Raw genomic sequence first — 23,597 nt, 5'->3', positions numbered from 1 at the left:
TTTATCCTATTGATTTTAAGTATCCATTATCATTTAAAAATAGATACAATTCACCCAAAATTTGTTTTTTTTCATTATCGTCTAAGAGGATAGAGTTTTTAACTCTATCGCTTAGTATATCTTGAATTTCATAAACATCATAATCCATATCTTCAAGTATATCAAGCACAGATTGTGATTCTAAAATATTTTTTATTTCAAATCCGCCATTTTCTTTAAGGTATACGGTTGCTTCAGTTGGATGAGTGAAAAGATTATGATTCATTCCAAGGACCTCTTGATAGGCACCAACTAAGAAAAATGCTAAAAAATAGTTCTCCTCTTGTGGATCAATATCGTGCAAAAATAGAGGATTAATATTTGGATCAAAATTTATCTCCCCATCGCTATCACAAGTTATATCCCAAATTGATGCCGATCTTGTCGCTCTTTCATCAAGTTTTTCTAAGGGCATTATGGGAAAATGCTGTTTTAATCCCCAGAAATCTGGAAGTGACTGAAACATAGAGAAGTTAACAAGATATTTTTCTTGAACTTGTTTTTGTATCTTTAATAAATCTGTATAGCTTTGTTTGTTTCCAAGCATTGAGATTGCTTTTTTCATTATTAAGTGTGTTAAAATTTCAGCATTTGATCTATCAGTTAAATCAGCATACCCAAGATCAAAAAGGGTTAAAATGCTTTCCATATGGGCAATTGAGTCGTGAAGATATTCAAGTGCGTTTGATGGTTTTATGTTTTTATAAAGATCATATAACTCTAAAACAAGTGGTGGATTTTCATCTTTTGATATTAATTTTTCTTCTGCATACTCTTTTGAAAATAGCTCTAAAACAGGTGCTGTTAGGACAGCATGGCTTGCTGCTACAAAACGACCAGATTCTATAAATATATCAGGCTCTGTAACATTTTTTGAATTAGCTATAGTTTTTAATAAAAATATAACATCATTTGCATACTCTTTTAATGTGTAGTTTCTAGTAGCTAGTTCTCTTGTTTGCGAGTATTCAACTGCCAACCCGCCACCTAAATTTATAGCAGTTAAATTTTTTGCATCCATTTTTCTAAGCTCTGCATATATATTTCCAGCTTCTGTTAGTGCCTTTTTTAAAGGGTGAATTTCATTTATTTGAGATCCTATATGGAAATGAATCATAGTGAATTTATGAAGTAAATTTGCACTTTTTAGTAAATTTACAGCTTCAATCAACTCAGTTGCAGTAAGACCAAATTTTGAATCCATTCCGCCACTCTTTGCCCAAATACCACTTCCGCTTGTATGAAGTCTTATTCTTAGACCAATTTTTGGACAAGTGCTAAATCTTTCTTTTGATGTTTTAATAATACTTTCAAGCTCACTTAAGCCCTCAATTGTTAAAGTTATATCATGTCCCATTTCAGCAGCTATAAAACCTATATTTATAAGCTCTTTATCTTTAAAACCATTTACTGTAATTGGTGCTTCAAAATTATTATATGCCATTGCTAGTAAAAGTTCAGGCTTGCTTCCGGCTTCCAAACCATAGTTAAATGGCTTTCCTATCTCAACTAAATTTTTAACAAAACCAGGATATTGATTTACTTTTAGCGGGTAAACAGCACTGAAATTTCCGCTATAATCAAATTCTTTTTTAGCTCTATTGAAATTTGAGTAAATTTCAACAATCTGTTTTTTTATTAGATGTGGAAAACGCAGTAAAATAGGACCTTTTATCCCGTCTTTACGAATTTCTTTTACTACATCAATTATGGGAAGTTTAAAATCAGTATTTAGACAAATTTTACCATCTTCTATTATAAAGTTTGAATTACCCCAAATATCAAGTCCGTAAATATTATTCACCCAAAACCTCCATTAATTCATTTAATTTTATTCTTTTTTCATCTTTATTTAACAGATTTTTATACCAAATTTCACTATTTTTCATCTCTTCTTCACCAATACAAAGAAATATCTTAATATTTTTATTATCAGCTATTTTAAGGTGCTTTGCTGGGCTTTTAGCTTCATAGCTAATCTCCACATAAAATTTCTTCCTAAGATCAATACTAAGATTATAAATTTTATCTATATATTCACTATTTAGTGCACAAAGATAAATTCCATCTCTTTTTTGCTCACTCTCATGTTGTGATAAAATTTCCATTAATCTTTCAACACCTAGAGCAAACCCAACTCCAAAAGTAGGGCGACCATTTAGGTATTCAACTAGCTTATCATATCTACCACCGCCTAAAACAGCACTTTGAGATCCAATTTCATCGCTTATAAACTCAAATGCAGTTTTAGAGTAGTAATCTAGTCCTCTTACAAGCTTTGGATCAACTTCAAATGAGATACCGTTTTTAGTTAAAATATCTTGTAATTTATCAAAATCATCTTTACTTTCTTTGCTTAAGTTATCGATTATAAGTGGTGCATCTTTTAAAATTTCTTGACATTTTTCATTTTTACAATCAAGAACTCTAATAGGGTTTGTTTTTATTCTCCTTTTGCAATCTTCACAAAGTTCATTTTCTTTTTTTAAAAAATCTACAAGCTTTTCTCTATATTTTGGCATAGATTGACTATCTCCTAAAGAGTTTATTTTAAGAGTAGTTTTTATACCAAGTCTATTTAAAATTTCATTTCCAATCAAAATTACACTAGCATCTTCATACACACTTCCTTCACCAAAGCACTCAATTCCAAATTGATGAAATTCCCTAAATCTTCCTTTTTGCGGTCTTTCATATCTAAACATAGAACCGTGATAGAAATATTTTCTAACTCCACCAGCTCTATCAAATTTATGCTCTATAAAAGCTCTTACAACACCAGCAGTTCCCTCAGGTCTAAGGCATACATCATTACCGCTTTTATCCGTAAATCTATACATCTCTTTACCTACTATATCGCTACTTTCTCCAACTCCTCTTATGAAAAGTGCAGTTTCTTCTAATTTTGGAGTTTCTATAAATTTATAGCCAAATTTACTTGCAACATCTTCACAAGTTTGAATTATATGCTTATATAAATATCCATCATCAATTATATCTTTCATGCCTCTTAGTGCAGTTATCATCCTATAAACTCCTTGATCTGTTTATGTATTTTTTCTTTTTTCTCTGTGGCATTAATGGTTAAAACATTAAAATTATTCTCTTTAAAGATTTGCTCCATATATTTTTGAACTTCCATTAGATAATTTAATCCACGTTGTTCTATAATATCATTTTCACTTCTCAAAGATAGTCTATTTTTTAAACTATTTCTATCTATTTTAAAAAAAACAAATTTATCACCTAGATTATTTTGCATTGCAATTTTGTTTAGGTTTAAAAGCGATTCTAGACTCAAATCTATTTTATTGGCTAAGGCATAACTTATACCTGAAACAAATCCTCTGTCGTTAAATATAAGTCTATTTTTATTAGTTTTTATAAGTGTTTCATAGTGATGTGCTCTATCTGCTAAAAAAAGATACATTTCAGCCACCCGGGATATTTTATCATTAAGCAAAATCTCTCTTAGCTTTTCTCCTAAATTTGTTCCACCAGGCTCTTTTGTAAAAATAGCATCTTTATATTCATCTTTTAAAAGATCTAATTGGGTACTTTTTCCAGCGCCATCAATACCCTCAAAGGTGATCAACATTTTTATCCTTTTTAAATTTAGGCAAAGGTAAAATCTCTTTTGGAACTAAATGGCTAATATCTCCACCATGATAAAATATAGATCTTACAACTGAACTGCTTATAAAAGCACTTTTTAAGCTTGGCATTAGATATACTGTTTCAAGTTCATCCCATAAAGAGGCGTTTGCATAACCCATTTGGAGTTCATACTCAAAGTCACTAACTGCTCTTAAGCCTCTTATAATTGTAGGGATATTGCGTTTTTTAGCAAAGTCAATTAGTAGATTATCAAAGCTTACAACTTCAATATTGCTAAGGTGTATTGTTGCTTTTTTTACCATTTTTATCCTATCATCGATATCAAAAAATGGATTTTTTGTAGAATTTACAGCTATGGCTATGACAACTTTATCAAAAAAAGTTCTTGCTCTTTTTATTACATCAAGATGTCCATTTGTAATAGGGTCAAAAGTCCCAGGATAAATACATGCTTTTCTCACTAGATTACCTTTTGTGATTTAAAATATAAAATATTGTTTTAAAATTTGGAATAATAGTGGAGCGGGAAACGAGGTTCGAACTCGCGACCCCAACCTTGGCAAGGTTGTGCTCTACCACTGAGCTATTCCCGCAAATAAAAGATGATAATTTTAACATAATGTTTCTTTTTTGTCAATAAAGCATTATTATTTCTAATAATCTACCATCTTCTAATTTTGATTCACCAACTTTTGATACATACAATGCATTTGCCACTACAAGGGGTTTTATCATACCTGAACCAAATTTATTATTATTTATAGTTTTAAATTTACCATCTTTGTAGACTCCTAAAACCAAATTTGATCTTTGCTCTTTTAAGTTTATATTTCCATCAAATCTGGCAACTATTTTTTTGTGATTAGAGATGTTTTGTCCAGAAATCTGTTTTAATGCAGGAACAACTATCAAAAACGCTATCAAAAAAGCTGCCATTGGATTTCCAGGAAGTATGAAAACTAATTTGCTATCTTTTTTATAAACCCCAGTTGGTTTGCCTGGTCTAACATTTATATGAGAAAAAATTTCTTCATATCCAAGCTCTAATAAGCATTCTTTCATAAAGTCGTGATCGCCTTTACTCGCACCACCGCTTGTTATAATAACATCATAATCACCTGAGTTTCTTAAAGCATTAAGGGTGCTTTCATAGGTATCTTTTATAATTCCTTTATAACTTGATTTAAAGTTACTATTTTTAAGTATAGCTTGAATACCGCTTGAATTAGCATTATATATCTCATATTCACTAGCTTTTTCCCAAGGCTCAATTATCTCATCACCACTAGAAAAAGATGCTATTTTTGGTTTTTCATAAATAGTAACTTCATTTATACCCTGACTAGCTAAAAACATAATTTTAGCAGCTGTTAAAAGCTCACCCTTTACAAGTAGTGTTTCGCCTCTTTTAACTTCTTCACCAGTATATCTATAAGCATTATTTTTTTTAATAGAGCTATCTATTTTTAAAATATCATCTTTAACTATAGCTTTTTCAAATTCTACTATGGTGTCGCTGTTTTTAGGCATCATAGCCCCTGTCATTATACGGTATGCTTCATTTTTGCCTAGAGTATATATGTTTTTATCGCCTGTATAAATAGTTCCAACTATCTTAATATCGCTATTTTTATCACTATAATTAAACGCATACCCATCAAGCGCAGCATTGTCAAATGAAGGTAGATTTTTTTCTACCATTACATTTTCTGCTAAAATCTCATTTAAAGCAGAGTCAATACCAATTTTTTTAACTCTATTTATAGGTTTAATACTTTTAAAAAGTAAATCTAAATTTTTATCTATCATTCACTAAGCCTTTCTACATTTGCACCTAAATTTTTAAGTTTTTCTTCAAGTTTTTCATAACCTCTATCTAGGTGGTAAATTCTTCTAACATTGGTTTGGCCTTCGCTAACAAGTCCTGCCATAACAAGGGCAGAACTAGCTCTTAAATCTGTTGCCATAACATCTGCTGAGCTTAGCTTACCTCCTGTTATAGTTGCTATGTGCCCATTTAGCTTTATATCTGCACCCATTCTTGAAAGCTCACTAACATGCATAAATCTATTTTCAAAAAGCCTTTCTTCTACTATGCTAACACCATCTGCTATACAGCAAATTGCCATAAATTGTGCTTGCATATCTGTTGGAAAACCTGGGTATTCAGTTGTTACAATTTTTGTGGGTTTTATAGTTTTTGCAGGTAGTATGGTTATTTTATCATCTTCTATCTTAAAACTAAATCCCATATCTTCTAGTTTTGCAATAACTGCATCAAGATGATTTGGATCGCAATTTGTTATTGTAATCTTTGAGTTTGTAATAGCTCCCACACATAGATATGTTCCAGCTTCTATCCTATCTGGTATCACATCTATTTTATCAATCTCTAAAAGTTTTCCACTGCTTCCATGAATGGTTAGCTCATCAGTTCCAATACCTTCTATTTTAACACCACTTTGGTTAATAACCTCACATAAAGCAGTAATTTCTGGCTCTTTTGCTGCATTTATAATCTTAGTAATTCCATTTGCAAGAGCAGCAGCCATTACAATATTTTCAGTGCCTGTTACAGTTATTTTATCAAAATTTATAGTTGTTCCATTAAGTCCATTTTTAGGAGCTTTTGCGACTAAATATCCATCTTTAACCTCTATAGTCGCACCCATTTTTTTAAGAGCTTGTATATGAAGGTCAATTGGTCTTGCTCCTATTGCACATCCTCCAGGTAATGAGACTTCACAATGTCCAAATCTTGCAAGAAGAGGACCTAAAACCAAAATAGAAGCTCTCATCTTTCTTACTATATTATATATGGCTTTTGTTGAGTTTATATCATTTGTATCTATATCTATGGAGTGTGAGTCTTTAAAGTTTACTTTTGCTCCTAAATTTCTTAAAAGTTCTATTAATGTTTTAATATCTGCTACATCTGGTAAATTTGAAATTTCAGTGTTGTTTTTAGAGATAATGCTTAAAGCTATAATAGGAAGTGCTGCATTTTTAGCCCCACTAATGGCAACTTTACCACTTAGTTTACTTCCCCCAATAATTTTTAAATATTCCATTTAATTTCCTGTTTATCAAAAATAAGAAAAATTATACTAAAATTATACTTACAAAATTGTAATAGATTTTATTGTAATTACCTGTTTATCATTTAATAAAATTTTGGTAGAATAAGATTTTTATATTAAACTAGGAAAAATATGATGAAAAATAGTATATTATTATCTTGCTTGCTATGCTTGGTTTTTATGTCAGGGTGTGCATTTATAGATAAAAATAGAAATTTAAATCCTAAAAATGAAATTTATGATTTAAATGATTCAAATAGTACAAATTTAATTTCCTATAATAAAGATGTTTTAAATCTTTTAAATACGATTGATAAGTATAAAAATAAAAAAACAAGAGTTGATTGTTCGGGACTTGTTGATCTTTTTAATAGATTAAATAATAATATTTTTTATGAAAATCAAGAGATGTATAGGCATGTTCAAAAAAATAGGGGCAAGTCCCAAGCTATTTATAATCTATATAGCTCAAACAATAAAATAACTAACAAAAAACCAATGGCTGGAGATTTAATATTTTTTAACAACACTACAAAAGCTACAAAAAACAAAAAAACAAAAATCATAACCCACATAGGTATTGTGCAAGATGTGGAAGATGATGGAAGAGTAAGTTTCATACATAATATAAGAGGTATTAATAAAATAGGATATGTAAATTTAAATAAGAAAAACACATTTAAAGATAATTTAGTTGTTCAAAATAGCTATATAATAAGATGTAAGTCTAATAAAACTTCATGCTTAACATCAAATAGATTTGCAGGCTTTGGGGTTGTTGTTAGATAAGCTTGTTTTGAGAAAAGTTATATTAGTATAGTTAAAAAGAGAGTAGGGATATGAATTTACAAGCCACAACCTCATTAATTGTTATAAATTTTATAGTTTTTTTAGTTGGCGATTTTATTATGAATCACCATATGTTTTTTACATATTTTGGTTTAAACTATCTGTTTTTTAGTGGATTTTATTGGCAGGTGTTTACAACTATGTTTTTACATGGTTCGCTTATGCATTTAGTTATGAATATGGCTGTTTTATATCAATTTGGCTCAATTTTAGAAAGATACCTAGGTGGCATCAAATTTACTCTTATCTATTTAATAGGTGGAATTTTAACTTCTGCTTTGAGTCTTGTATATACATATTTAATGATTAACAATGGAATAGTTATAAATTTAGTGGGTGCAAGTGGTGCTATATCTGTTCTTTTAGGACTTTTGGCATATTTAAATATTTATATGCGTAAAGGGCTGTTTTTAGCCATTATCTTAATTAGTTTTGCACCAATGTTAGTTGGTATAAAAGTAGGCTGGTATGCGCACTTAATAGGCTTTGGTCTAGGTTATTTATATGCTAAGATAGGACTTAGGAGCTAATGTTTCATAAAAAAGTAGAGAGTATTTTAAATGAGTCAAATTTAGATGATAAATTTATAAAATTTAAAATATTTTATGATGATTTTAAGTTAGGAAGGGTTGAATTTGAAGATAATTTTATCCCTAAAATTCTAAAAAAACCTAGTTTTTCTAGAATTTGTAAAGTTTTACCTGCTAAAGATATACCAAAATTTAAAGATGATAAAAAAGAGGCCTTTTTTCTACACTCGATAGCTCATATAGAATATAGTGCGATTGATTTAGCTCTTGATGATTGCTATAGATTTGTAAAATTACCTTTGGCTTATTATGAAGATTGGCTAGAGGTTGCTAGTGATGAGATAAGACACTTTACAATGATATCTGATGAGCTTTTAAAGCTAGGATATAAATATGGTGATTTTCCTGTTCATGATGGGCTATTTTTTGGTATGAAAAATACACAAAACTCACTCCTTGAAAGAATGGCGATAATGCATAAATATATGGAGGCCAACGGACTGGATGCTAATTATTTTATGCTTAAAAAAATAAAAAATGATAGCTCTAAAAAAGAGTTAAAAAATCTATTAAATCAAATTTTAGAAGAAGAAATTTCACATGTTAAAAAGGGAAATTACTGGTTTGAGTTTGCTTGCAAAAAAGAGGGTATTAGTAAAGGTATTTTTATAGATATAGTTATGAAACACTATCCGAAATTTAAAAATATAAAAAAAGAACTTAATATTAATGATAGAATTCGAGCTGGATTCACAGAAGAAGAGATTAAGATATTAAATAATAAACCATAGGAAAAAAATGAAAATTATTTATTTTATAAGACACGCAAAGGCTAAGAAAAAAGCTCCAACAGATTTTTTAAGAAAACTTAGTGAGCGCGGATTAAGCGATGCTAAAAACACAGGTATTAGACTAAAAGAAGCAAATATCATACCAGATATAATTTTTACAAGTAGTGGGGTTAGGGCACTTAGCACTGCTAATATTATAGCAAAAGAGCTATCTTTTAATGGTAAAATAAAAAGCACAGATGAGTTGTATGAGTTTTCAAAACCAAATCTTTTAAAATTTGTTAAAAATCTTAGCAATAAACATAATACTGTTTTTATAGTGGGACACAACTCTGCATTAAATGAAATTTGCGAGTTTTTAAGCGATTCGGTTATAGAGCATTTTCCAACTTGTGCTATTTGTGGTATTAAATTTGATATAGATAGTTTTGAAAATATATGCAATGGCAGTATTATATATTTTGATTATCCAAAAAAGCATATTAAAGATAAAATATAATCTTAGAAATATCATTAAATAATATAGGCAAAATGCAATCTAATACCCAAATTTACTATAAACTTGATTTTGGGTATTAAAATAATATTAAAAGCAGGTTATCTTGACTCTCATTTAGACCTATAAAAAAATATCATCAGTTTTTAGATTTTTTATATCTAAGATGTTGATTTGTAAAATTTTTTCTAAATTTTAAAGTTCAACTTTTATATTGTTATGATTTTTCCTAAATAGACAATATTAACCATTCTTGCTTTTAGTTCCATATTTTTGCTAATAAGACAATATTGGGCATAATTACACAATCTTTACTTTTTTTCATTAAATTTATTTAAAACTCTCATAAATCTAGCAATAAAAATATTTTTGATATTTCACAAAGTTTTTATTTGTTCTATTTACCATTTTATATAATCGATAAAATTGCACTTATGTGAAATAAATCTTATGGTAAAATTTTTAACAAAATTCTTAATTTTTCTCTTAAGTTCTTATCTAAATTTAGAAAAACTCATCAAAAAGTATGAGTTTTGGCTTAAATATTAAAGCTTTAGGCAGTTTTAACTATTTGTTGTCCATATAAAAGCTCGTAAACATAATGTGATAACAGACTATATATCTCTGAAATTTCATAAATATGTTTTAGTTTTTTCTATTTTGTTTGGCATTTAAATTTTGAGATTTTATCCATTTTTAGAGTAGCAAAAAGTATATAAAGCGTTAAGTGCTTAATCTTAAAAAATGATTGGATTTTATAGGCTAAATTTTAAGTTTAAATTTTTAACAAATAGTTATTGATTTTATACATATAATAATACTTGATAAACTATGATAATAAGTTAAATACAAGCTATTTTATATAATTAGTATTGAAAACTATAATTTTCAAACTTTTTTGAAAATCACTCTTTTGTATTTTTCATTAGCAATATAATTGCCTATATATGGTAACTTTGGCATTTAACCTTTTGAGAATTTACAATTTATCCACGAAACTTTATATATTAAAATACATACAAATAAAAACTATGTATTTTTTACATTAATAATATTTTTTAAGATATTTTAAATTTATTGTTTTGAAATTTTGTATGTATATGGAATTCGAATTTAGATGATGATTTGTATATATGTTTTTAGATTGATATCTCCCCTATTTTTAAAAAGGGGAGATATCAGTTTATTAAATTTTAAATTCTTGCTTTTAACATGCCATAAAAATACATTGGTTTTAGCATATAAACTTTTACAAACCACCATAACCATCTCTCTTTTGCTGGATTTAGCATAGGAAGGGTTGCAGAAGGTTCTTTTTTATAGTTAAACTCAGCCATCATTACTTTACCTATATCTGTTATAAGTGGGCAAGCTGTATAGCCATCATAAGTTGCTTTTAAATCTTTTCCTTCTATAGCTGATATTAAATTATTGCCACAAACTTTATACTGTTCTCTAATTGCTGCACCTGTTTTTGAGGTTGGAATACCAGCAATATCACCTATTGCAAATACATTGTTATATTTGTTGTGAATTAAGGTATCTTTATTAACATCAGCCCAGCCTCCACTTGTAAGGTTACCTTGTTTAATGCTTAATGGAGATTCTTTAATTTCATTTGGAGCTTTCATTGGAGGTGTTATATGGATAAAATCATAATTTAAATCAAAAATACTACCATCTTTTCTTTTAAAAGTAGCTTTTCTATAGCCTTGATCTATTGCTATTAAATTATTATTAAAATGCGCATTTAAATTTCTATCTTTAAAAAATCCTATTGTTGCTTCGTTATACTCTTTTACTCCAAAAAAACCTCCACCGGCAGGATAAAAATCCAACTTAACACCATCTCTAAGCTTTGCATCCCTAAGAAGAGCATGCGTTAAAAACATAATTTTTTTAGGAGCTCCTCCACATTTTATAGGTGTATTTGGTTGTGTAAATAGTGCTTTGATATCTTTTTTGCTTTTTGCATCTTCAATTAGCTTTTGAATTAAAGACCAAGTTTTAACAGCACCATCAGCAAAATATATGGAACTTATCCCATTTTTACCAATATCATTTTTGCTTAAACCCTCTATAGCTTCATAGTTCAAAGATAGACCAGTTGCTAGTATTAAAAAATCATAGTCAATTACTCCATTTTTTGAAGTTCTTACATTATTAGAATCTGGATTAAACTCCACTACCCTATCTTGAATCCATTTTGCATTACTTGGAAAAAAATCTTTTGATTCTCCTATTATTTCATCTTTATTCCAAATTCCTGCACCTATTAAGGTTTGCCCAGGTTGATAAGATACGCTTTGTGAGTCAGGTTCAATTATAGCAACTTGTGCATCATCTATGTTTTTAGTTATAAAATTAGCAATAGTACAACCAGCTGCACCTCCTCCTGCAATTACTATTTTTACACCTTTACCATTCGCTTTTGCACTAGTTGCTGCATTTGCGGAGGTAGGATTAGTCAAAAGAGTAGTAGAACTTAAAGCCATTATCTTCAAAGCTGTTCTTCTATCAACACCTTTTATTTTTAATTCTGATTTTATCTCTTTTAAAACTAAATCCAAATCATTTTTTTTCATAATGATACTCCTTTTAATTAAGTAATTATTCAATATGGTAACATTACAAGTTTAAAAGATAGTTCTTAAATAAAATGAGAATTTTAATTTAATGTATAATTAATGTATATAATAAAAGTTTTTGCTCAATTTTTAATACTAACAAATATATATAATATCTAAAATTTTAATAATTGTTTTACTAGAAATTAGCCCATAAAATAGGACAATATAACTCTTTATTTGCTATTTTTGTTAAAATTTAACTATTTTTTTAAAAAAATTCAAAATTTTTAGAATTTATGCAATATTTTTTATTTATTTAATTATAATTTAGTTTTATTTTAATTTTTATTATGTTATTATTTCAACCATAAAGTGTAACTAAAAAGAAACTTACATTAAGATTTTAAAAATTATACACTTTAAATAATATATAGTTTTAATCTTGATATAAAAAGATATGTTTTTGAATATTAATACATTTCAAAGTAAGGAGTAAAATGTGAATTTACCAGAAGTTTTGGGTCTATACCCTCTTTTTTATTTTCCAGACATTGGAACAGCTTGGCTTATGGGGATTACAGGAACCATACATATACTAGCTTCACATACTTCAGTAGGTGCTGCTATACTTTTTGCCATTCTAGCTAGAAAGGCATATAAAGAAGATAGAACTGACTTATATGAGTATATGCGTAAATATGGTATGTTCTTGTTAATCTTTTCATATGTTATCGGCTCTATAACTGGTCCTGGCATTTGGTATACTGCAACAGCAGCAAGCCCTAGAGGAATTAGTGCTTTAATACACAACTTTGTTTGGGTATGGGCAACTGAATGGGTTTTCTTTGTTGTTGAGGTTGTTGGTGTTTTTGTGCTTGTCTATTCAATAGGTAAAATTGATAGAAAAGTTCATTTAAAAATAACATATCTTTTTGCTCTAGCTTCAGTAAGCACACTGTTTTTAATTATAGGAATTATTAGCTTTATGATGTGGCCTGGAAATGATATGTGGTTTACTACAGGATCTGCAAGCGATGCATTCTTTGGCTCTAATACCTTCCCACATCTAATTGTAAGATTTGGCTTTATGGTTGCTATGTCTGCGGTGATCGGATTTATAATTGCTGGAGTTTTAAAAGATGAAGATCTTAAAAAAGAATTAGCAAGAAAGCTATCTGTAATTGGATTTGTTGGTGGTGCTATTGTTATGTTTGGTTTTGTATGGTATATACAAACTCTACCTCAAAATGCATGGGATCAATTCCACGCAGTATTGTGGGATGGCGAAAAAACTACTAGAATAATATTAGTACTTCTAATAGCTGCATATTTTTTATTTGCTTTCTTTTTCCCAAAAGGTTTAAAACTACCTGTAACTGTTGGTATGCTTTTCCTTATAGGCATAATCGGCGTTTGGCCAGGTGAAAAAATGAGAGAAAGCATGAGAAAACCATATGTTGCTGGAACATATATATATAGTAACCAAATTATAGCTAGAGATATACCTGGTAAAGGAATTAAAGCTGAAGTTCCAGCAGTAGAAGAGCATGGAATTTTAAAAGTTCATCCGTTTGTTCCTAAACAACTAAAAACAATAACAGATGAAAACAAAGTTCAAACAGGTGAATTAATAGCAAAATTAGCTTGTTCTAACTGTCACTCTATAGAAAAAGGTGCAAAATATAGATCATTGCCTGATCTTTTCATAGCAAGAGGTATGACAGATAAGGAAAACATTAAAAACTATTTAGAAGTAGTTTATTCTGGTGCATTTTCTTATATGCCTACAATGAGATTGCCTGATAGCGAGACAGACGCACTTGCAACTTGGCTTGAAACTCAAACTAAATAGAAGGAGTAAAATTTATGGATAATTTACCTATAGTATTAAACGCTTTAAGAGATCCAGCTGGTGTTCCATTTTATCCAGTTGTTTTTCAAGGATTATATATATTAACATGGGCACTTCATATTGCGTTTGTTCTGTTAGCACTTGGTGGTATGGGACTTTCGCTGTTTGGACAAACTAAAAAGAATGCAAGTGAAAATTGGAATCTTTTAACATCTCATATGGTGCAAATTTCAAAAGTTAGTGTTTCTGTTTTAATTGTTTTAGGTGTCGCACCACTTCTTTTTACACAAGTAATTTATGATCCAAACTGGTATGTAACAAATACTTTATCAGGACTTTGGGTGGCTGCATTTATCTATATTATGGTTTTTGGATATTCTATTTGGTATTGGTTTGCATCAGCAAATAAAAAAGATTCTAAAAATGCCCTATTTATTGGTGCGGTGGCATTTGCACTTATGGTATTTGGTGGAATTTTAATGCATGCATTTGCTTATGAGTCAATCCAGCCAGAGCAATGGATGAATTGGTATGCTCCAAATGGTATAATTGATGATTCAGGTACAATTTTAAAAATAGATATAGTAAGACTTGCATTTATGGTTAGCCTTGCAGTTCCTGTTTTAGGAATTTTCTTGCTAAACTATAGAGACTATATGAGTAAAAAAGAGGGAATGAAAAGCGACTACTTGGAATTTGTAGGAAATATGGGTAAAAAACTTGGTGTTGTTGGATTTTTAATCAGTGCTGTTCTTTTTGTAGTTTGGATGTTAAAAGAAGGACTTTTATTTAATCCGCTTAGCCTTGCTATAGTTGTCTGTGTTTTAGTTCTTTTATATATGATTATAGGTGTTAAAAATAGCTACTATACAACAATTGTTTTGGTTGTTGCTGCACTTTTAATATCAGGTCTTAGAGAGTATATAAGATACTCTATAATGATAGATCTTGATTATAATATATATAATTATACAGTCAATACTGATTGGCCTTCTGTAATTATGTTCTTATTAACATTTGTATTTGTTGGCTTTAGCGGAGTTATTTTCCTATTAACTCTTGCATGGAAGGCTGGTAGAAAACAAGGATTATATGAATCAGATGCAGTTGATCATAAGCTAGGAAATATTACAATTGGAATTACCATTACTTGGATGGTAGTATTTTTGGCTTGGGGACTTTACATAGTTTTCAAAAACTCTTTATAATAAATAATGTTTGGAGTGTTTTTTCACTCCAAACATCTTACTATATGACAATCATTTTATTTAAAATCATCTTTTAAAATTTAAAATTTTAATAAACTACTTTTTACCTATATTTAATCACAAAATGGTATTATATAATATTCTAAATTTAAAGGTTTGTTCTATGAAATATCTAACTCCAAAAGATATAGGTAAAAAATTTGAGAAAAGTGCAAGAGAGGTTAACTCAGTTTTAAATGAAATTTCTTTTATAGAAAAAGCAAAAAACATTGGTTGGATTGTAACCAAAAAAGGTATGGAAAATGGTGGAATTCAAAAGAAATATCTTGGAAATAACTATGTTTGCTGGGAGAGTGGCATATTAGAAAATCAACTATTTTTAAAAAATATTCAACCTGAAACAGATATTAGTGATAGCGAAGAGATTGATTTTAGAAAAAAGTTTGAAGCAAAGTATAGAACTAAAAGTGGACATTATGTAAGAAGTAGAGCTGAGGCTATGATAGCTGATTGGCTTTATGGAGAGTATTTGGCTTTTGCATATGAGAAACTAGTTCCCATAGAAGAGGATATTTATTGTGATTTTTTTATACCAATTAAAAAAATTTATATTGAGTTTTGGGGTATGGAAGAAGATGATAAATACCTAAAAAGAAAAAATAAAAAACTAGAAATTTACAAAAAATATAATTTAAATTTAATTGAAATAGACAATAATACTATAAATAATTTAGATGATTTTTTACCAAAAGAGCTTTTAAAATTTGGAGTAAAATTTTAAAAGCCAATTTATAATTATTTATAAAATTAATATCTGTTCAAAAAAGTCTATGTTATTTCATAGTTAAGCGCATTAGATACATATCTTCACCATCAATGACATCTAGTTTATTAGAGCCACATTTTGGGCATAAAAACTCATTTTTATCTAGCTCGTTTTTTTCTCCACAATTATTGCATTGCACTACAATGTTTTGCACATGTATAATTAGTTTTGCATTTTCGCAAATTGTCCCTTTTTTATAAAACTCGTAAGCACTTTCTAGATAGTGTGGCTCAACTCCACTTAATCGCCCTATTTTTATCTCTAAACTCTCAATCTCTTTTGCGTTTTGTTCTTTTGCATTCTTTTCGCATAATGCAACTAAATCTATTATTATTGACAACTCATGCATTAACAAATCCTAGGAAGTAGTTCGCCTTTTGGGTATTCTAAAAATCTTTTAACTCCATAAGGATTTTTTAGTATCACTCGGCTATTTTTATCTGAGATAACCTCACCTATGATAGATGCATTTTCATTGAAATTTTTTAAAATTTCAAGTGCTTTTTTTGAATCTTTTTCATCAATTGCTAAAACAAAAGTGCCTTCATTTGCTAAATCATAAGGCTCAAACCCAAGTAATTCACAAATTCCCATAACTTCATCTTGAACTTTGATAGACTCTTCATTTAATAAAATTTCAATTTTATTAAAATTTGCCCATTCATTTAAAACAGCACTTAGCCCACCCCTTGTGGCATCTCTCATTGCTTGAGGATAGATGTTATTTTCAAAAAGAGCCATAACGATATCTTTTAAGCTTCTACAATCACTCTTTAAATCACTTTCAAGATTTATTTCATCTCTTGCAGCAACTATCACACTTCCATGCCTTGCTATATCACCACTTATTAGTATTTTAGCTCTATTTTTAATATTTTTTGTTTCTATTTTATGTATAATTTTACCAATTCCACTTGTATTTATAAAAATTTTATCACACTTGCCTTTTGGTACTACCTTCGTATCACCACAAACAATCTTTACATCATTTTCTTTTGCTATTTTGGACATTGAGCTTAGTATCTTTTCAAACTCATCAAAGCTAAGCCCCTCTTCTATAATAAAACCAACACTTAAGTATAAAGGCTTTGCACCAACCATGCAAAGATCGTTTATAGTTCCACATACTGAAATTTTGCCTATATCTCCCCCACTAAAAAAGATAGGAGTTACCACATAAGAATCCGTACTAAATGCAATCTCACCATCAATTTTTAAAATAGCAGAATCATTTGTTTCTTTTAAAATTTCATTGTCAAAGTATTTAAAAATAAGCTCGTTGATAAGCTCATTCATCTCCTCGCCACCGCCACCATGGCTTAAGAGTATATTTTTCATACATTTTCCTTTGCATATTTATAATAAGCCGCACAAGCACCCTCGCTTGAAACCATACAAGATCCAATAGGATTTTGCGGATTGCAAACTTTTGAAAAAATTTTACAATCATATGGCTTTGCCCTGCCCTTTAAAATTTCGCCACATATACAGGCCTTACTCTCTTTTTTACTCTCAACATTACAATCAAAAACAAATTTTGCATTTAAATATGAGTATTTGTCTTTTAAATCAACTCCACCATTTGGTATATTTCCCAAACCCCTAAACTCAAAATCACAAATTTTAAAATACTTATCAATCAGCTCTTTTGCTTTTAAATTTCCCTCTAATTTTACCGCTCTTTTGTATTGATTATATACTTTATAGGTTTCATTTTCGCCCTGCTCTACTAAGTTTAAGATACCATCTAAGATATCCACCGGCTCAAAACCACTAATTGCTATTGGTTTTTTATAATCATTAGCAATGCTTTCATATATTTTTGAACCTGTTATCACACTTACATGGCTTGGTCCTAAAAATGCATCAATTTTCACATTTTCATCGTTCATTAGTGCCCTAACTGGGGCTGGAACGGTTACATGATTTATATGAAAAAATAAATTTTTCAAGCCAAGCTCTATGGCTTTTTCCACTACAACCGCTGTCATTGGGGTGGTTGTTTCAAAACCTATTGCAAAAAATATAACTTTTTTATCTGGATTATCTTTTGCTATTTGGATAACATCAAGAGGAGAGTATAAAGCTCTTATATCATGCCCTTGTGATCTAGCTTTTTGTAGTGTTGAAGTGCTCCCTGGAACTCTTAGCATATCAGCTAGTGTGGTAAAGATAACATTATCCATAGACGCAAGTTTGATTGCCGCGTCTATTTTACTTCTTGGCATAACACACACAGGGCAACCTGGGCCGTGGATAAAGTTTATATTTTTACCAACTAGTTTATGAATTCCAAATTTCATTATAGAGTGAGTATGTCCACCACAAATTTCCATAATATTTAGTGGTTTTTTACTCTTTTTTTGTATCAAATTTGATAGGCTAAAAATTAAATCTTTATCTCTAAAGTCATTAATTAGATCCATTTTTGCCTCTTAAATCCTCTAAACCCATATCTCCTTCAAGTTCGCTTATATCGCCCTCTTCCATCTGCTTTGCAATTTGCTTATATACTTCTATACTTTCAAGCGCTGCTTTTGTATCTATCTTTTCCATAGCAAAGCCAACATGGATTAAGACATATTCGCCAACTTCTACTTTTTCAGGTATCAAATCAAGAGTAACACCTCTTTTAACGCCCAAAGTTTCAACAGTTGCATAGTTATTCTCATCAATTGCTATAACCTTTGAAGGTATACTCAAGCACATTATCTTAGCTCCATTTTAAACTCTAAATATTTTATCCATTTATCCATGCCTTCGCCTGTCTTGCTATCAAGTTCTATGATATCAGCTCTTGGATTTAGTTTTCTAACATCTTCAATTACATCTTTTGTATCAAAATCAAAATGCTCTTTTATTGAAGATTTTGTAACGATTACCAAATCAGCAGCTCTAAACATTACAGGATATTTTGAAACCTTATCACTTCCTTCTGGTGTGCTAAGCAAAACAACATTTAAGTGTGCTCCAACATCATAGCTAGCTGGACAAACTAGGTTTCCAACATTTTCTATAAATACCAAATTTAACTCATTTAATGGTAAGTGATGTAGTCCTTTATGCACCATAAAAGCATCTAAATGACAAGCTTGACCAGTTGTGATTTGATGTGCTTTTGCACCTGCTTTTATAATTCTATCGGCGTCTTTGTTTGTTTCTAAATCACCCTCAACTACTCCAATTTTGAACTTACCTGTTTTAATAGTTGATTCCAAAAGTGTTGTTTTACCAGCACCTGGACTACTCATCAAATTTATACATAATATAGAATGCTCATCTAAATGGGCTCTGTTATGGTCTGCTTCTTTATCATTTTCACTTAAAATTTTACTAACAACCTCTATTGTTTTAGTTTCGTTCAAAGCAGGATGGTCGTGGTGATGATGTTCTTTTGCATTACCTGTATCCATTGAACAACCGCAATCTTTACACATATTTTCTCCTTTTATCTATTTTTTAAATACCAAATCATTTGCCCTAAGGCTATACCGCTATCATTCGTTGGTGAGTTTGTATTAAAATAAAACTCAATATTTTTGTCTTTAAACTCGTTTATAAGTTTATCTACTATGGTTTTATTCTGAAAGACACCACCACTTAAAACTACGGGCATATTTTCTTTTTGTGAAATTTCAACTACTATGTTGCAAATTCCATTTATAAATTTACTACATGCTGTAATTTTATCCACTTTTGATAAATTTAAAAAAGCATCTTTAAATATGATTTTACTCTCTTTTAGTTTAAAATGATAACTATTTTTTATATTTTTATCATAAAAATACTCTATCTCCATCCCAGCTTGTCCATCATAGCTCACTTTATCTTTATTAAATAAGATAGAGTAAAAGGCATCAAAAATTCGCCCCACCGATGAAGTTTTAAACGAATTTATCTTTTTATCATATATTTTTTCTAAATTTCCAACAGTGTTTTGTGGAAATTTGGATAAAAATTCTTTATTATTTATATTATATTTTTTAAGTATTGAAAAGGCTAGTTTATTAATATTTTTTATACTAGAATCACCCCCAAGGAGTAAAAACTCATCAAAATTATAAACTCTCTCATAGGAGTACTCATCAAATTTAAACACTTCACCACCCCAAATAGTTCCATCATCACCATATCCAGTTCCATCAAAACAAAAGCCTAAAAATTTTTTGTTGGAATTTAGTAAATTATTATCATAAAGTGCTGAAATCAGATGTGCATAATGATGTTGGATTTTATTTATTTTATAATTTTGTTTTTCAAAGTGTTTTATGTGTATAAAATTTGGATGTAGATCAGCTATAATCTCATCAAATTTAAGCTTATAACTATCTTCAAACATTTTTATTAAAGACTTAAATCTATCAAAAGTTGCTATATTTTTCAGATCACCAATATAAGGTGATATGAAAATTTGACCATCTTTATATATTACAAATTGATTTTTAAGTTCAGCTCCTATTGATAAAAAGCAACCCTTTTTATCAAAATTTGAGATAAAAATTTTAGGATTAATCCCTCTTGAAGTTCTTAAAAAAAATGTTTTATCTTGAATAATTTGAGTTATAGAGTCATCACTAGGTGTCAAAATATCTCTATCATTATCTAGGTAATAATCAATAATTGAACTATGCTTGCTAAGTAAATCTTCTTCGTTAAAAATTATAGGCTCACCACTTAAATTTGCACTTGTTGCAATGATTGGCTTTTTTAGATATTTGAAAATCAAAAGATGAAGCCCTGTATTTGCTAAAAAAATTCCAAGTTTATTTAAATTTGGTGCTAAATTATCTGGAATTTTAGAATTGTTTTTTGATTTTAAAATAACTATAGGTTTTAAATTTGAGTTTAAAATTTCACTCTCTTTTTTGGATATATAAGCAAACTCATTTGCCATTTTTTCATCTTCACACATTATGGCGAAAGGTTTATCGGGTCTATCTTTGCGCTTTCTTAAAAGTTCTATGCTATTTTTATTTGAAGCGTCACAAACTAAGTGAAAACCACCCATTCCTTTTATGGCTAGAATTTTTCCCTCATTTAGTAGTTTAACAACTTGTTTAATGCACTCTTTTTGATCTGTGGTTATAGTGTTTTTATATCTGTCTTTTAAAATAAGTTTTGGGCCACAATTTGGACAAGATATAGGCTGTGCATGATATCTTCTATTTAGTGGGTTTTCATACTCGCTTTGGCAATAAGAACACATCTTAAAACTATCCATAGTTGTATTTTTTCTATCATATGGAAGTTGTTTTATGATAGAGAGTCTTGGACCGCAATTTGTGCAATTTATAAAAGGGTAGTTATATCTTGGATTATCCTTATCATAAAATTCTTTTTTACAATCATCACAAATTGCAAAGTCAGGAAGTATAGGGCTAAACTCTAATGCGGATTTTGATTTTGTTATTTTAAAATCAAAATACTCTTTTTGTATATCTATCTCTTTTTGAATTATTTTATCAATTCTTGCAAGTGGTGGAAGATTATCTAAAATAGCTTTTTTAAAACTATCTATATTTCCATTTGACACTATAATCTTTACACCTTCGTTATCGTTGTAAACCTCTCCAAATAGTCCCAATTTAGTTGCTATTTGGTATATAAATGGGCGAAAACCAACACCTTGCACCGCACCAAATATACTAAGTTTGTAGCATTTCACTAAAAGCCTTCAAGTCCAAAATAGTTGCTAAATTTAGGGTTTTTGTCTTTTGTTATTATTTTCAAAGCTAGATTTGATATAGGTATTTCTTCAAATAAACTTCCCGTTAGTATGGTATTTTTAAAATCTATCTCATCTTTTATATCTCCAAGCAAGTCATCTAAAAAATGGATTAATGACTCTATATAGCCATAACTTAGAAGTTTATCATCTATTCCTGCTAATTTATAACTCATACCACTTCTTATAAATCTTGAGATATCAAACTGTTTTTTCTCCTTTAAAAGATAATCAACTCTAACACCCTTTTTTCCAAAAAAAGCTTTTGCACTTAGTAAAAGATAGTCAGCATTTTTTTGAAAAAGTATATTTGAAATTATATCAAAAAGAGAGTAAAAATTATTTGATTTTTCTATTTTTCCTTTTGGAAAAATAAATTCTTTAGAAAAGTTTTCATATAATCTAGAACCAGTTTCATCAGCTACTATCTCTTCTAAAATATCTTCATATGAACTATATTTTTTAAAATTTAATAGATCAATGCTTTTACTATTATCATGAATTTTTATACTATCATCTTTAGTTTTACTTAAAAAAATATTTACATTTCTATCATCTAAGATATCTAATTCATTACAAATTAGACCATATAAAGAAAATTCAGAATCACTATTTTTCTCTAAAAAGCTTCTCTCTTTTTGGGATATAAACTCACCTTGGTTTATAACTAAAAAACTATTATCTAGTGTAGAAACCTTGAATGGTTTGAAGCTTTTATTTTTAACAATAACGCTAACGAAAAATATATTTTCCCTATATAGGTTGTCTAGCATTGAAAATAAAAAAAAATCACTTGCTGCCTTAATATTGAAAAAAAGAGGTGAATTGGGATGTTTATCTCTAAATATTGAGTTTAATCTCTGGTTCAATATGGGTTTTTCAAGGCTTGCTAATGCAATTAGATTTTTTTCATCCATTGAAAAAACTTTTGGAATCGCCTTAAAGGTTGTTGGCATTAAAAAATCAGCATTTGCGAAGTCATAATCACTTTTAATTTCAAAAGTAAAATTTCTATCTTTTAAAGTAAGTGTTTGATTGTGAGTCATGGCTAAGTAGGTAAAATTTAATAAGTCATTATAGGTATCTTTTCTAACTTCAATAAACTCACCATTTTTTAGAACAGATATCTCACTAAATACACCATATTCATTTTCTATATTATTATCATTTAGGTACTCTTTAACAACTTTTGGAGTTATGTTTGCAAAGGAAGATTTATTATATTCATAGTCTGATTTTGGTAATTCATCTACATTTTCAACACTACTTTTAGCTAAAAATATTGAATTTGGTATCAAAGCCATATATTCATCACTAAATTTAACCTGTTCTTCTTCATCTCCTTCAACAAAAAGCTTTATGGTGCTATTGTTGGAGATTATTGAGTAGTTTAAATTACTTTTTTTTGCATAGTATTCTAAGAAAAAAATTAAAAAATTATTTTTATTAAGATATTTAAACTCGTAGCTAATTATCATATTGCTCTTTCTTAAATTGGTCTGCTATATCTTGAACAGAGTAATTTGCTATTTTTTTAATTTCAAATTCAAATTGTTTAAGATGGTTTATTATTGTTTTTTCCATTAAAGGAACTGCTTTTTGAATTTCTTCGCTTAAATCAAAGCTTAGAGGCTCTATTCTTTTTGGAACCACTCCAAGAATTTTGGTTTCTGGTCTATCTCCAAGTATTTCCATCATTTGTAGAGTTTGAAGCATTTCAACCTCATGTGCTGAACCACTCCAATTTATCATTTTTGGCATATCATTATAATCAAAAAAATAGACATCGCCTATTTTGCCATCATCAGCATCTATGCAATCAATAATTAAAACATTATCATATTCTACAATTGTTGGTATTAGGATATTTGCTAATGTTCCACCATCTACAAAATCAATTGTGTGTTTTTTTGAATAAAAAGTATAATTCTTTTCTATCATTTTGGTAATGTGAACTCCGATACCTTCATCGGAGAACATTACATTACCAATTCCTAAAACTAAGATTTTCAA

At 29.1% G+C, this 23,597-nt stretch carries 22 protein-coding genes and 1 tRNA gene; 7 read left to right on the top strand and 16 right to left on the bottom strand.

The annotated features are described in order from the left end of the window. Position 1: 1 nt before the first annotated feature. The 7 genes from speA to murA all read right to left on the bottom strand — a co-directional run bounded on the left by speA (position 2) and on the right by murA (position 6,728). Positions 2-1,843, bottom strand: coding sequence for a biosynthetic arginine decarboxylase (gene speA, locus CBLAS_RS05015; protein WP_106872681.1), 1,842 nt, complete (start codon positions 1,841-1,843; stop codon positions 2-4). Beyond that, positions 1,836-3,065, bottom strand: a complete 1,230-nt coding sequence (hisS, locus tag CBLAS_RS05010) for a histidine--tRNA ligase (RefSeq protein WP_106872679.1) — start codon at positions 3,063-3,065, stop codon at positions 1,836-1,838. Before hisS ends, speA begins: the two co-directional genes overlap by 8 nt. Beyond that, positions 3,062-3,637 (bottom strand): dTMP kinase, encoded by a 576-nt coding sequence (gene tmk, locus CBLAS_RS05005; protein ID WP_106872676.1) that lies wholly within the window; start codon positions 3,635-3,637, stop codon positions 3,062-3,064. Before tmk ends, hisS begins: the two co-directional genes overlap by 4 nt. Beyond that, on the bottom strand, positions 3,621-4,118 hold the full coding sequence (gene coaD / locus CBLAS_RS05000; RefSeq protein WP_106872674.1) for a pantetheine-phosphate adenylyltransferase: 498 nt from the start codon (positions 4,116-4,118) through the stop codon (positions 3,621-3,623). The genes tmk and coaD overlap by 17 nt, the downstream gene beginning before the upstream one ends. Positions 4,119-4,175: 57 nt before the next feature. After that, a tRNA-Gly gene (locus CBLAS_RS04995) sits at positions 4,176-4,250 on the bottom strand. A gap of 40 nt (positions 4,251-4,290) precedes the next feature. Continuing rightward, positions 4,291-5,466, bottom strand: coding sequence for a molybdopterin molybdotransferase MoeA (locus CBLAS_RS04990; protein WP_106905679.1), 1,176 nt, complete (start codon positions 5,464-5,466; stop codon positions 4,291-4,293). After that, positions 5,463-6,728: a UDP-N-acetylglucosamine 1-carboxyvinyltransferase gene (gene murA / locus CBLAS_RS04985; protein WP_106872672.1), complete on the bottom strand. Its 1,266-nt coding sequence runs from the start codon at positions 6,726-6,728 to the stop codon at positions 5,463-5,465. The genes CBLAS_RS04990 and murA overlap by 4 nt, the downstream gene beginning before the upstream one ends. 144 nt (positions 6,729-6,872) lie before the next feature. On the opposite strand from murA, the gene CBLAS_RS04980 reads away from it, so the two are divergent. From CBLAS_RS04980 to CBLAS_RS04965, 4 genes are read left to right on the top strand one after another with little or no spacing between them, the layout of a single operon-like run. Beyond that, complete coding sequence (locus CBLAS_RS04980) at positions 6,873-7,526, top strand: NlpC/P60 family protein (RefSeq protein WP_157940039.1); 654 nt, start codon at positions 6,873-6,875, stop codon at positions 7,524-7,526. Between the two features lie 50 nt (positions 7,527-7,576). Further along, on the top strand, positions 7,577-8,116 hold the full coding sequence (locus tag CBLAS_RS04975; protein ID WP_106872667.1) for a rhomboid family intramembrane serine protease: 540 nt from the start codon (positions 7,577-7,579) through the stop codon (positions 8,114-8,116). Then, on the top strand, positions 8,116-8,907 hold the full coding sequence (locus CBLAS_RS04970) for a ferritin-like domain-containing protein (RefSeq protein ID WP_106872665.1): 792 nt from the start codon (positions 8,116-8,118) through the stop codon (positions 8,905-8,907). The genes CBLAS_RS04975 and CBLAS_RS04970 overlap by 1 nt, the downstream gene beginning before the upstream one ends. A 7-nt stretch (positions 8,908-8,914) precedes the next feature. After that, entirely contained in the window at positions 8,915-9,406 is a 492-nt protein-coding gene (locus tag CBLAS_RS04965) for a SixA phosphatase family protein (RefSeq protein WP_106872663.1), read from the top strand. Between the two features lie 1,190 nt (positions 9,407-10,596). Here CBLAS_RS04965 and CBLAS_RS04960 read toward each other — a convergent pair. Continuing rightward, positions 10,597-11,988: an NAD(P)/FAD-dependent oxidoreductase gene (locus CBLAS_RS04960; RefSeq protein WP_106872660.1), complete on the bottom strand. Its 1,392-nt coding sequence runs from the start codon at positions 11,986-11,988 to the stop codon at positions 10,597-10,599. Positions 11,989-12,472: 484 nt separating this feature from the next. Here CBLAS_RS04960 and CBLAS_RS04955 point away from each other — a divergent pair, with 484 nt between their 5' ends. The 3 genes from CBLAS_RS04955 to CBLAS_RS09550 all read left to right on the top strand — a co-directional run bounded on the left by CBLAS_RS04955 (position 12,473) and on the right by CBLAS_RS09550 (position 15,814). After that, positions 12,473-13,825, top strand: a complete 1,353-nt coding sequence (locus CBLAS_RS04955; protein WP_241517636.1) for a c-type cytochrome — start codon at positions 12,473-12,475, stop codon at positions 13,823-13,825. Positions 13,826-13,839: 14 nt separating this feature from the next. Continuing rightward, entirely contained in the window at positions 13,840-15,033 is a 1,194-nt protein-coding gene (locus CBLAS_RS04950) for a hypothetical protein (protein ID WP_106872658.1), read from the top strand. Positions 15,034-15,196: 163 nt separating this feature from the next. After that, positions 15,197-15,814, top strand: a complete 618-nt coding sequence (locus CBLAS_RS09550) for a hypothetical protein (RefSeq protein ID WP_241517635.1) — start codon at positions 15,197-15,199, stop codon at positions 15,812-15,814. Positions 15,815-15,866: 52 nt separating this feature from the next. Here CBLAS_RS09550 and hypA read toward each other — a convergent pair whose 3' ends face one another. Genes hypA through CBLAS_RS04905 form a run of 8 tightly spaced genes read right to left on the bottom strand, consistent with a single transcriptional unit; the run spans position 15,867 to position 23,597 of the window. Continuing rightward, positions 15,867-16,208 carry a hydrogenase maturation nickel metallochaperone HypA gene (hypA, locus tag CBLAS_RS04940; RefSeq protein WP_106872654.1) on the bottom strand — a complete coding sequence of 114 codons (342 nt, stop codon included), beginning with the start codon at positions 16,206-16,208 and terminating at the stop codon, positions 15,867-15,869. Continuing rightward, entirely contained in the window at positions 16,208-17,197 is a 990-nt protein-coding gene (gene hypE / locus CBLAS_RS04935) for a hydrogenase expression/formation protein HypE (protein WP_106872652.1), read from the bottom strand. The genes hypA and hypE overlap by 1 nt, the downstream gene beginning before the upstream one ends. Further along, positions 17,194-18,285 carry a hydrogenase formation protein HypD gene (gene hypD, locus CBLAS_RS04930; protein ID WP_106872650.1) on the bottom strand — a complete coding sequence of 364 codons (1,092 nt, stop codon included), beginning with the start codon at positions 18,283-18,285 and terminating at the stop codon, positions 17,194-17,196. Before hypD ends, hypE begins: the two co-directional genes overlap by 4 nt. Further along, positions 18,272-18,568 (bottom strand): HypC/HybG/HupF family hydrogenase formation chaperone, encoded by a 297-nt coding sequence (locus CBLAS_RS04925; RefSeq protein WP_106872648.1) that lies wholly within the window; start codon positions 18,566-18,568, stop codon positions 18,272-18,274. Before CBLAS_RS04925 ends, hypD begins: the two co-directional genes overlap by 14 nt. Then, complete coding sequence (hypB, locus tag CBLAS_RS04920) at positions 18,568-19,296, bottom strand: hydrogenase nickel incorporation protein HypB (protein WP_106872646.1); 729 nt, start codon at positions 19,294-19,296, stop codon at positions 18,568-18,570. Before hypB ends, CBLAS_RS04925 begins: the two co-directional genes overlap by 1 nt. Positions 19,297-19,307: 11 nt before the next feature. Then, positions 19,308-21,524, bottom strand: a complete 2,217-nt coding sequence (gene hypF, locus CBLAS_RS04915) for a carbamoyltransferase HypF (RefSeq protein WP_106872644.1) — start codon at positions 21,522-21,524, stop codon at positions 19,308-19,310. Next, a complete protein-coding gene (locus CBLAS_RS04910; protein ID WP_106872642.1) occupies positions 21,524-23,062 on the bottom strand; it encodes a hypothetical protein in 1,539 nt (512 codons plus the stop codon). Before CBLAS_RS04910 ends, hypF begins: the two co-directional genes overlap by 1 nt. Beyond that, on the bottom strand, positions 23,052-23,597 hold the full coding sequence (locus tag CBLAS_RS04905) for a HyaD/HybD family hydrogenase maturation endopeptidase (protein ID WP_106872640.1): 546 nt from the start codon (positions 23,595-23,597) through the stop codon (positions 23,052-23,054). Before CBLAS_RS04905 ends, CBLAS_RS04910 begins: the two co-directional genes overlap by 11 nt.

The organism is Campylobacter blaseri (assembly GCF_013201895.1).
In the GTDB taxonomy this organism is placed as follows: Bacteria; Campylobacterota; Campylobacteria; order Campylobacterales; family Campylobacteraceae; genus Campylobacter_B; species Campylobacter_B blaseri.
This window is presented reverse-complemented; position numbering and strand designations above follow the sequence as displayed.

What these genes read in the sequence shown, in the direction of transcription:
- CBLAS_RS04960 (WP_106872660.1), bottom strand. Translation starts at nt 11,988, where the DNA reads ATGAAAAAAAATGATTTGGATTTAGTTTTAAAAGAGATAAAATCAGAA.
- CBLAS_RS04975 (WP_106872667.1), top strand. Translation starts at nt 7,577, where the DNA reads ATGAATTTACAAGCCACAACCTCATTAATTGTTATAAATTTTATAGTT.
- CBLAS_RS04925 (WP_106872648.1), bottom strand. Translation starts at nt 18,568, where the DNA reads ATGTGCTTGAGTATACCTTCAAAGGTTATAGCAATTGATGAGAATAAC.
- hisS (WP_106872679.1), bottom strand. Translation starts at nt 3,065, where the DNA reads ATGATAACTGCACTAAGAGGCATGAAAGATATAATTGATGATGGATAT.
- CBLAS_RS04950 (WP_106872658.1), top strand. Translation starts at nt 13,840, where the DNA reads ATGGATAATTTACCTATAGTATTAAACGCTTTAAGAGATCCAGCTGGT.
- CBLAS_RS04980 (WP_157940039.1), top strand. Translation starts at nt 6,873, where the DNA reads ATGAAAAATAGTATATTATTATCTTGCTTGCTATGCTTGGTTTTTATG.
- CBLAS_RS04965 (WP_106872663.1), top strand. Translation starts at nt 8,915, where the DNA reads ATGAAAATTATTTATTTTATAAGACACGCAAAGGCTAAGAAAAAAGCT.
- hypB (WP_106872646.1), bottom strand. Translation starts at nt 19,296, where the DNA reads ATGTGTAAAGATTGCGGTTGTTCAATGGATACAGGTAATGCAAAAGAA.
- CBLAS_RS04970 (WP_106872665.1), top strand. Translation starts at nt 8,116, where the DNA reads ATGTTTCATAAAAAAGTAGAGAGTATTTTAAATGAGTCAAATTTAGAT.
- tmk (WP_106872676.1), bottom strand. Translation starts at nt 3,637, where the DNA reads ATGTTGATCACCTTTGAGGGTATTGATGGCGCTGGAAAAAGTACCCAA.
- CBLAS_RS04990 (WP_106905679.1), bottom strand. Translation starts at nt 5,466, where the DNA reads ATGATAGATAAAAATTTAGATTTACTTTTTAAAAGTATTAAACCTATA.
- CBLAS_RS09550 (WP_241517635.1), top strand. Translation starts at nt 15,197, where the DNA reads ATGAAATATCTAACTCCAAAAGATATAGGTAAAAAATTTGAGAAAAGT.
- hypD (WP_106872650.1), bottom strand. Translation starts at nt 18,285, where the DNA reads ATGGATCTAATTAATGACTTTAGAGATAAAGATTTAATTTTTAGCCTA.
- hypA (WP_106872654.1), bottom strand. Translation starts at nt 16,208, where the DNA reads ATGCATGAGTTGTCAATAATAATAGATTTAGTTGCATTATGCGAAAAG.
- murA (WP_106872672.1), bottom strand. Translation starts at nt 6,728, where the DNA reads ATGGAATATTTAAAAATTATTGGGGGAAGTAAACTAAGTGGTAAAGTT.
- CBLAS_RS04910 (WP_106872642.1), bottom strand. Translation starts at nt 23,062, where the DNA reads ATGATAATTAGCTACGAGTTTAAATATCTTAATAAAAATAATTTTTTA.
- hypE (WP_106872652.1), bottom strand. Translation starts at nt 17,197, where the DNA reads ATGAAAAATATACTCTTAAGCCATGGTGGCGGTGGCGAGGAGATGAAT.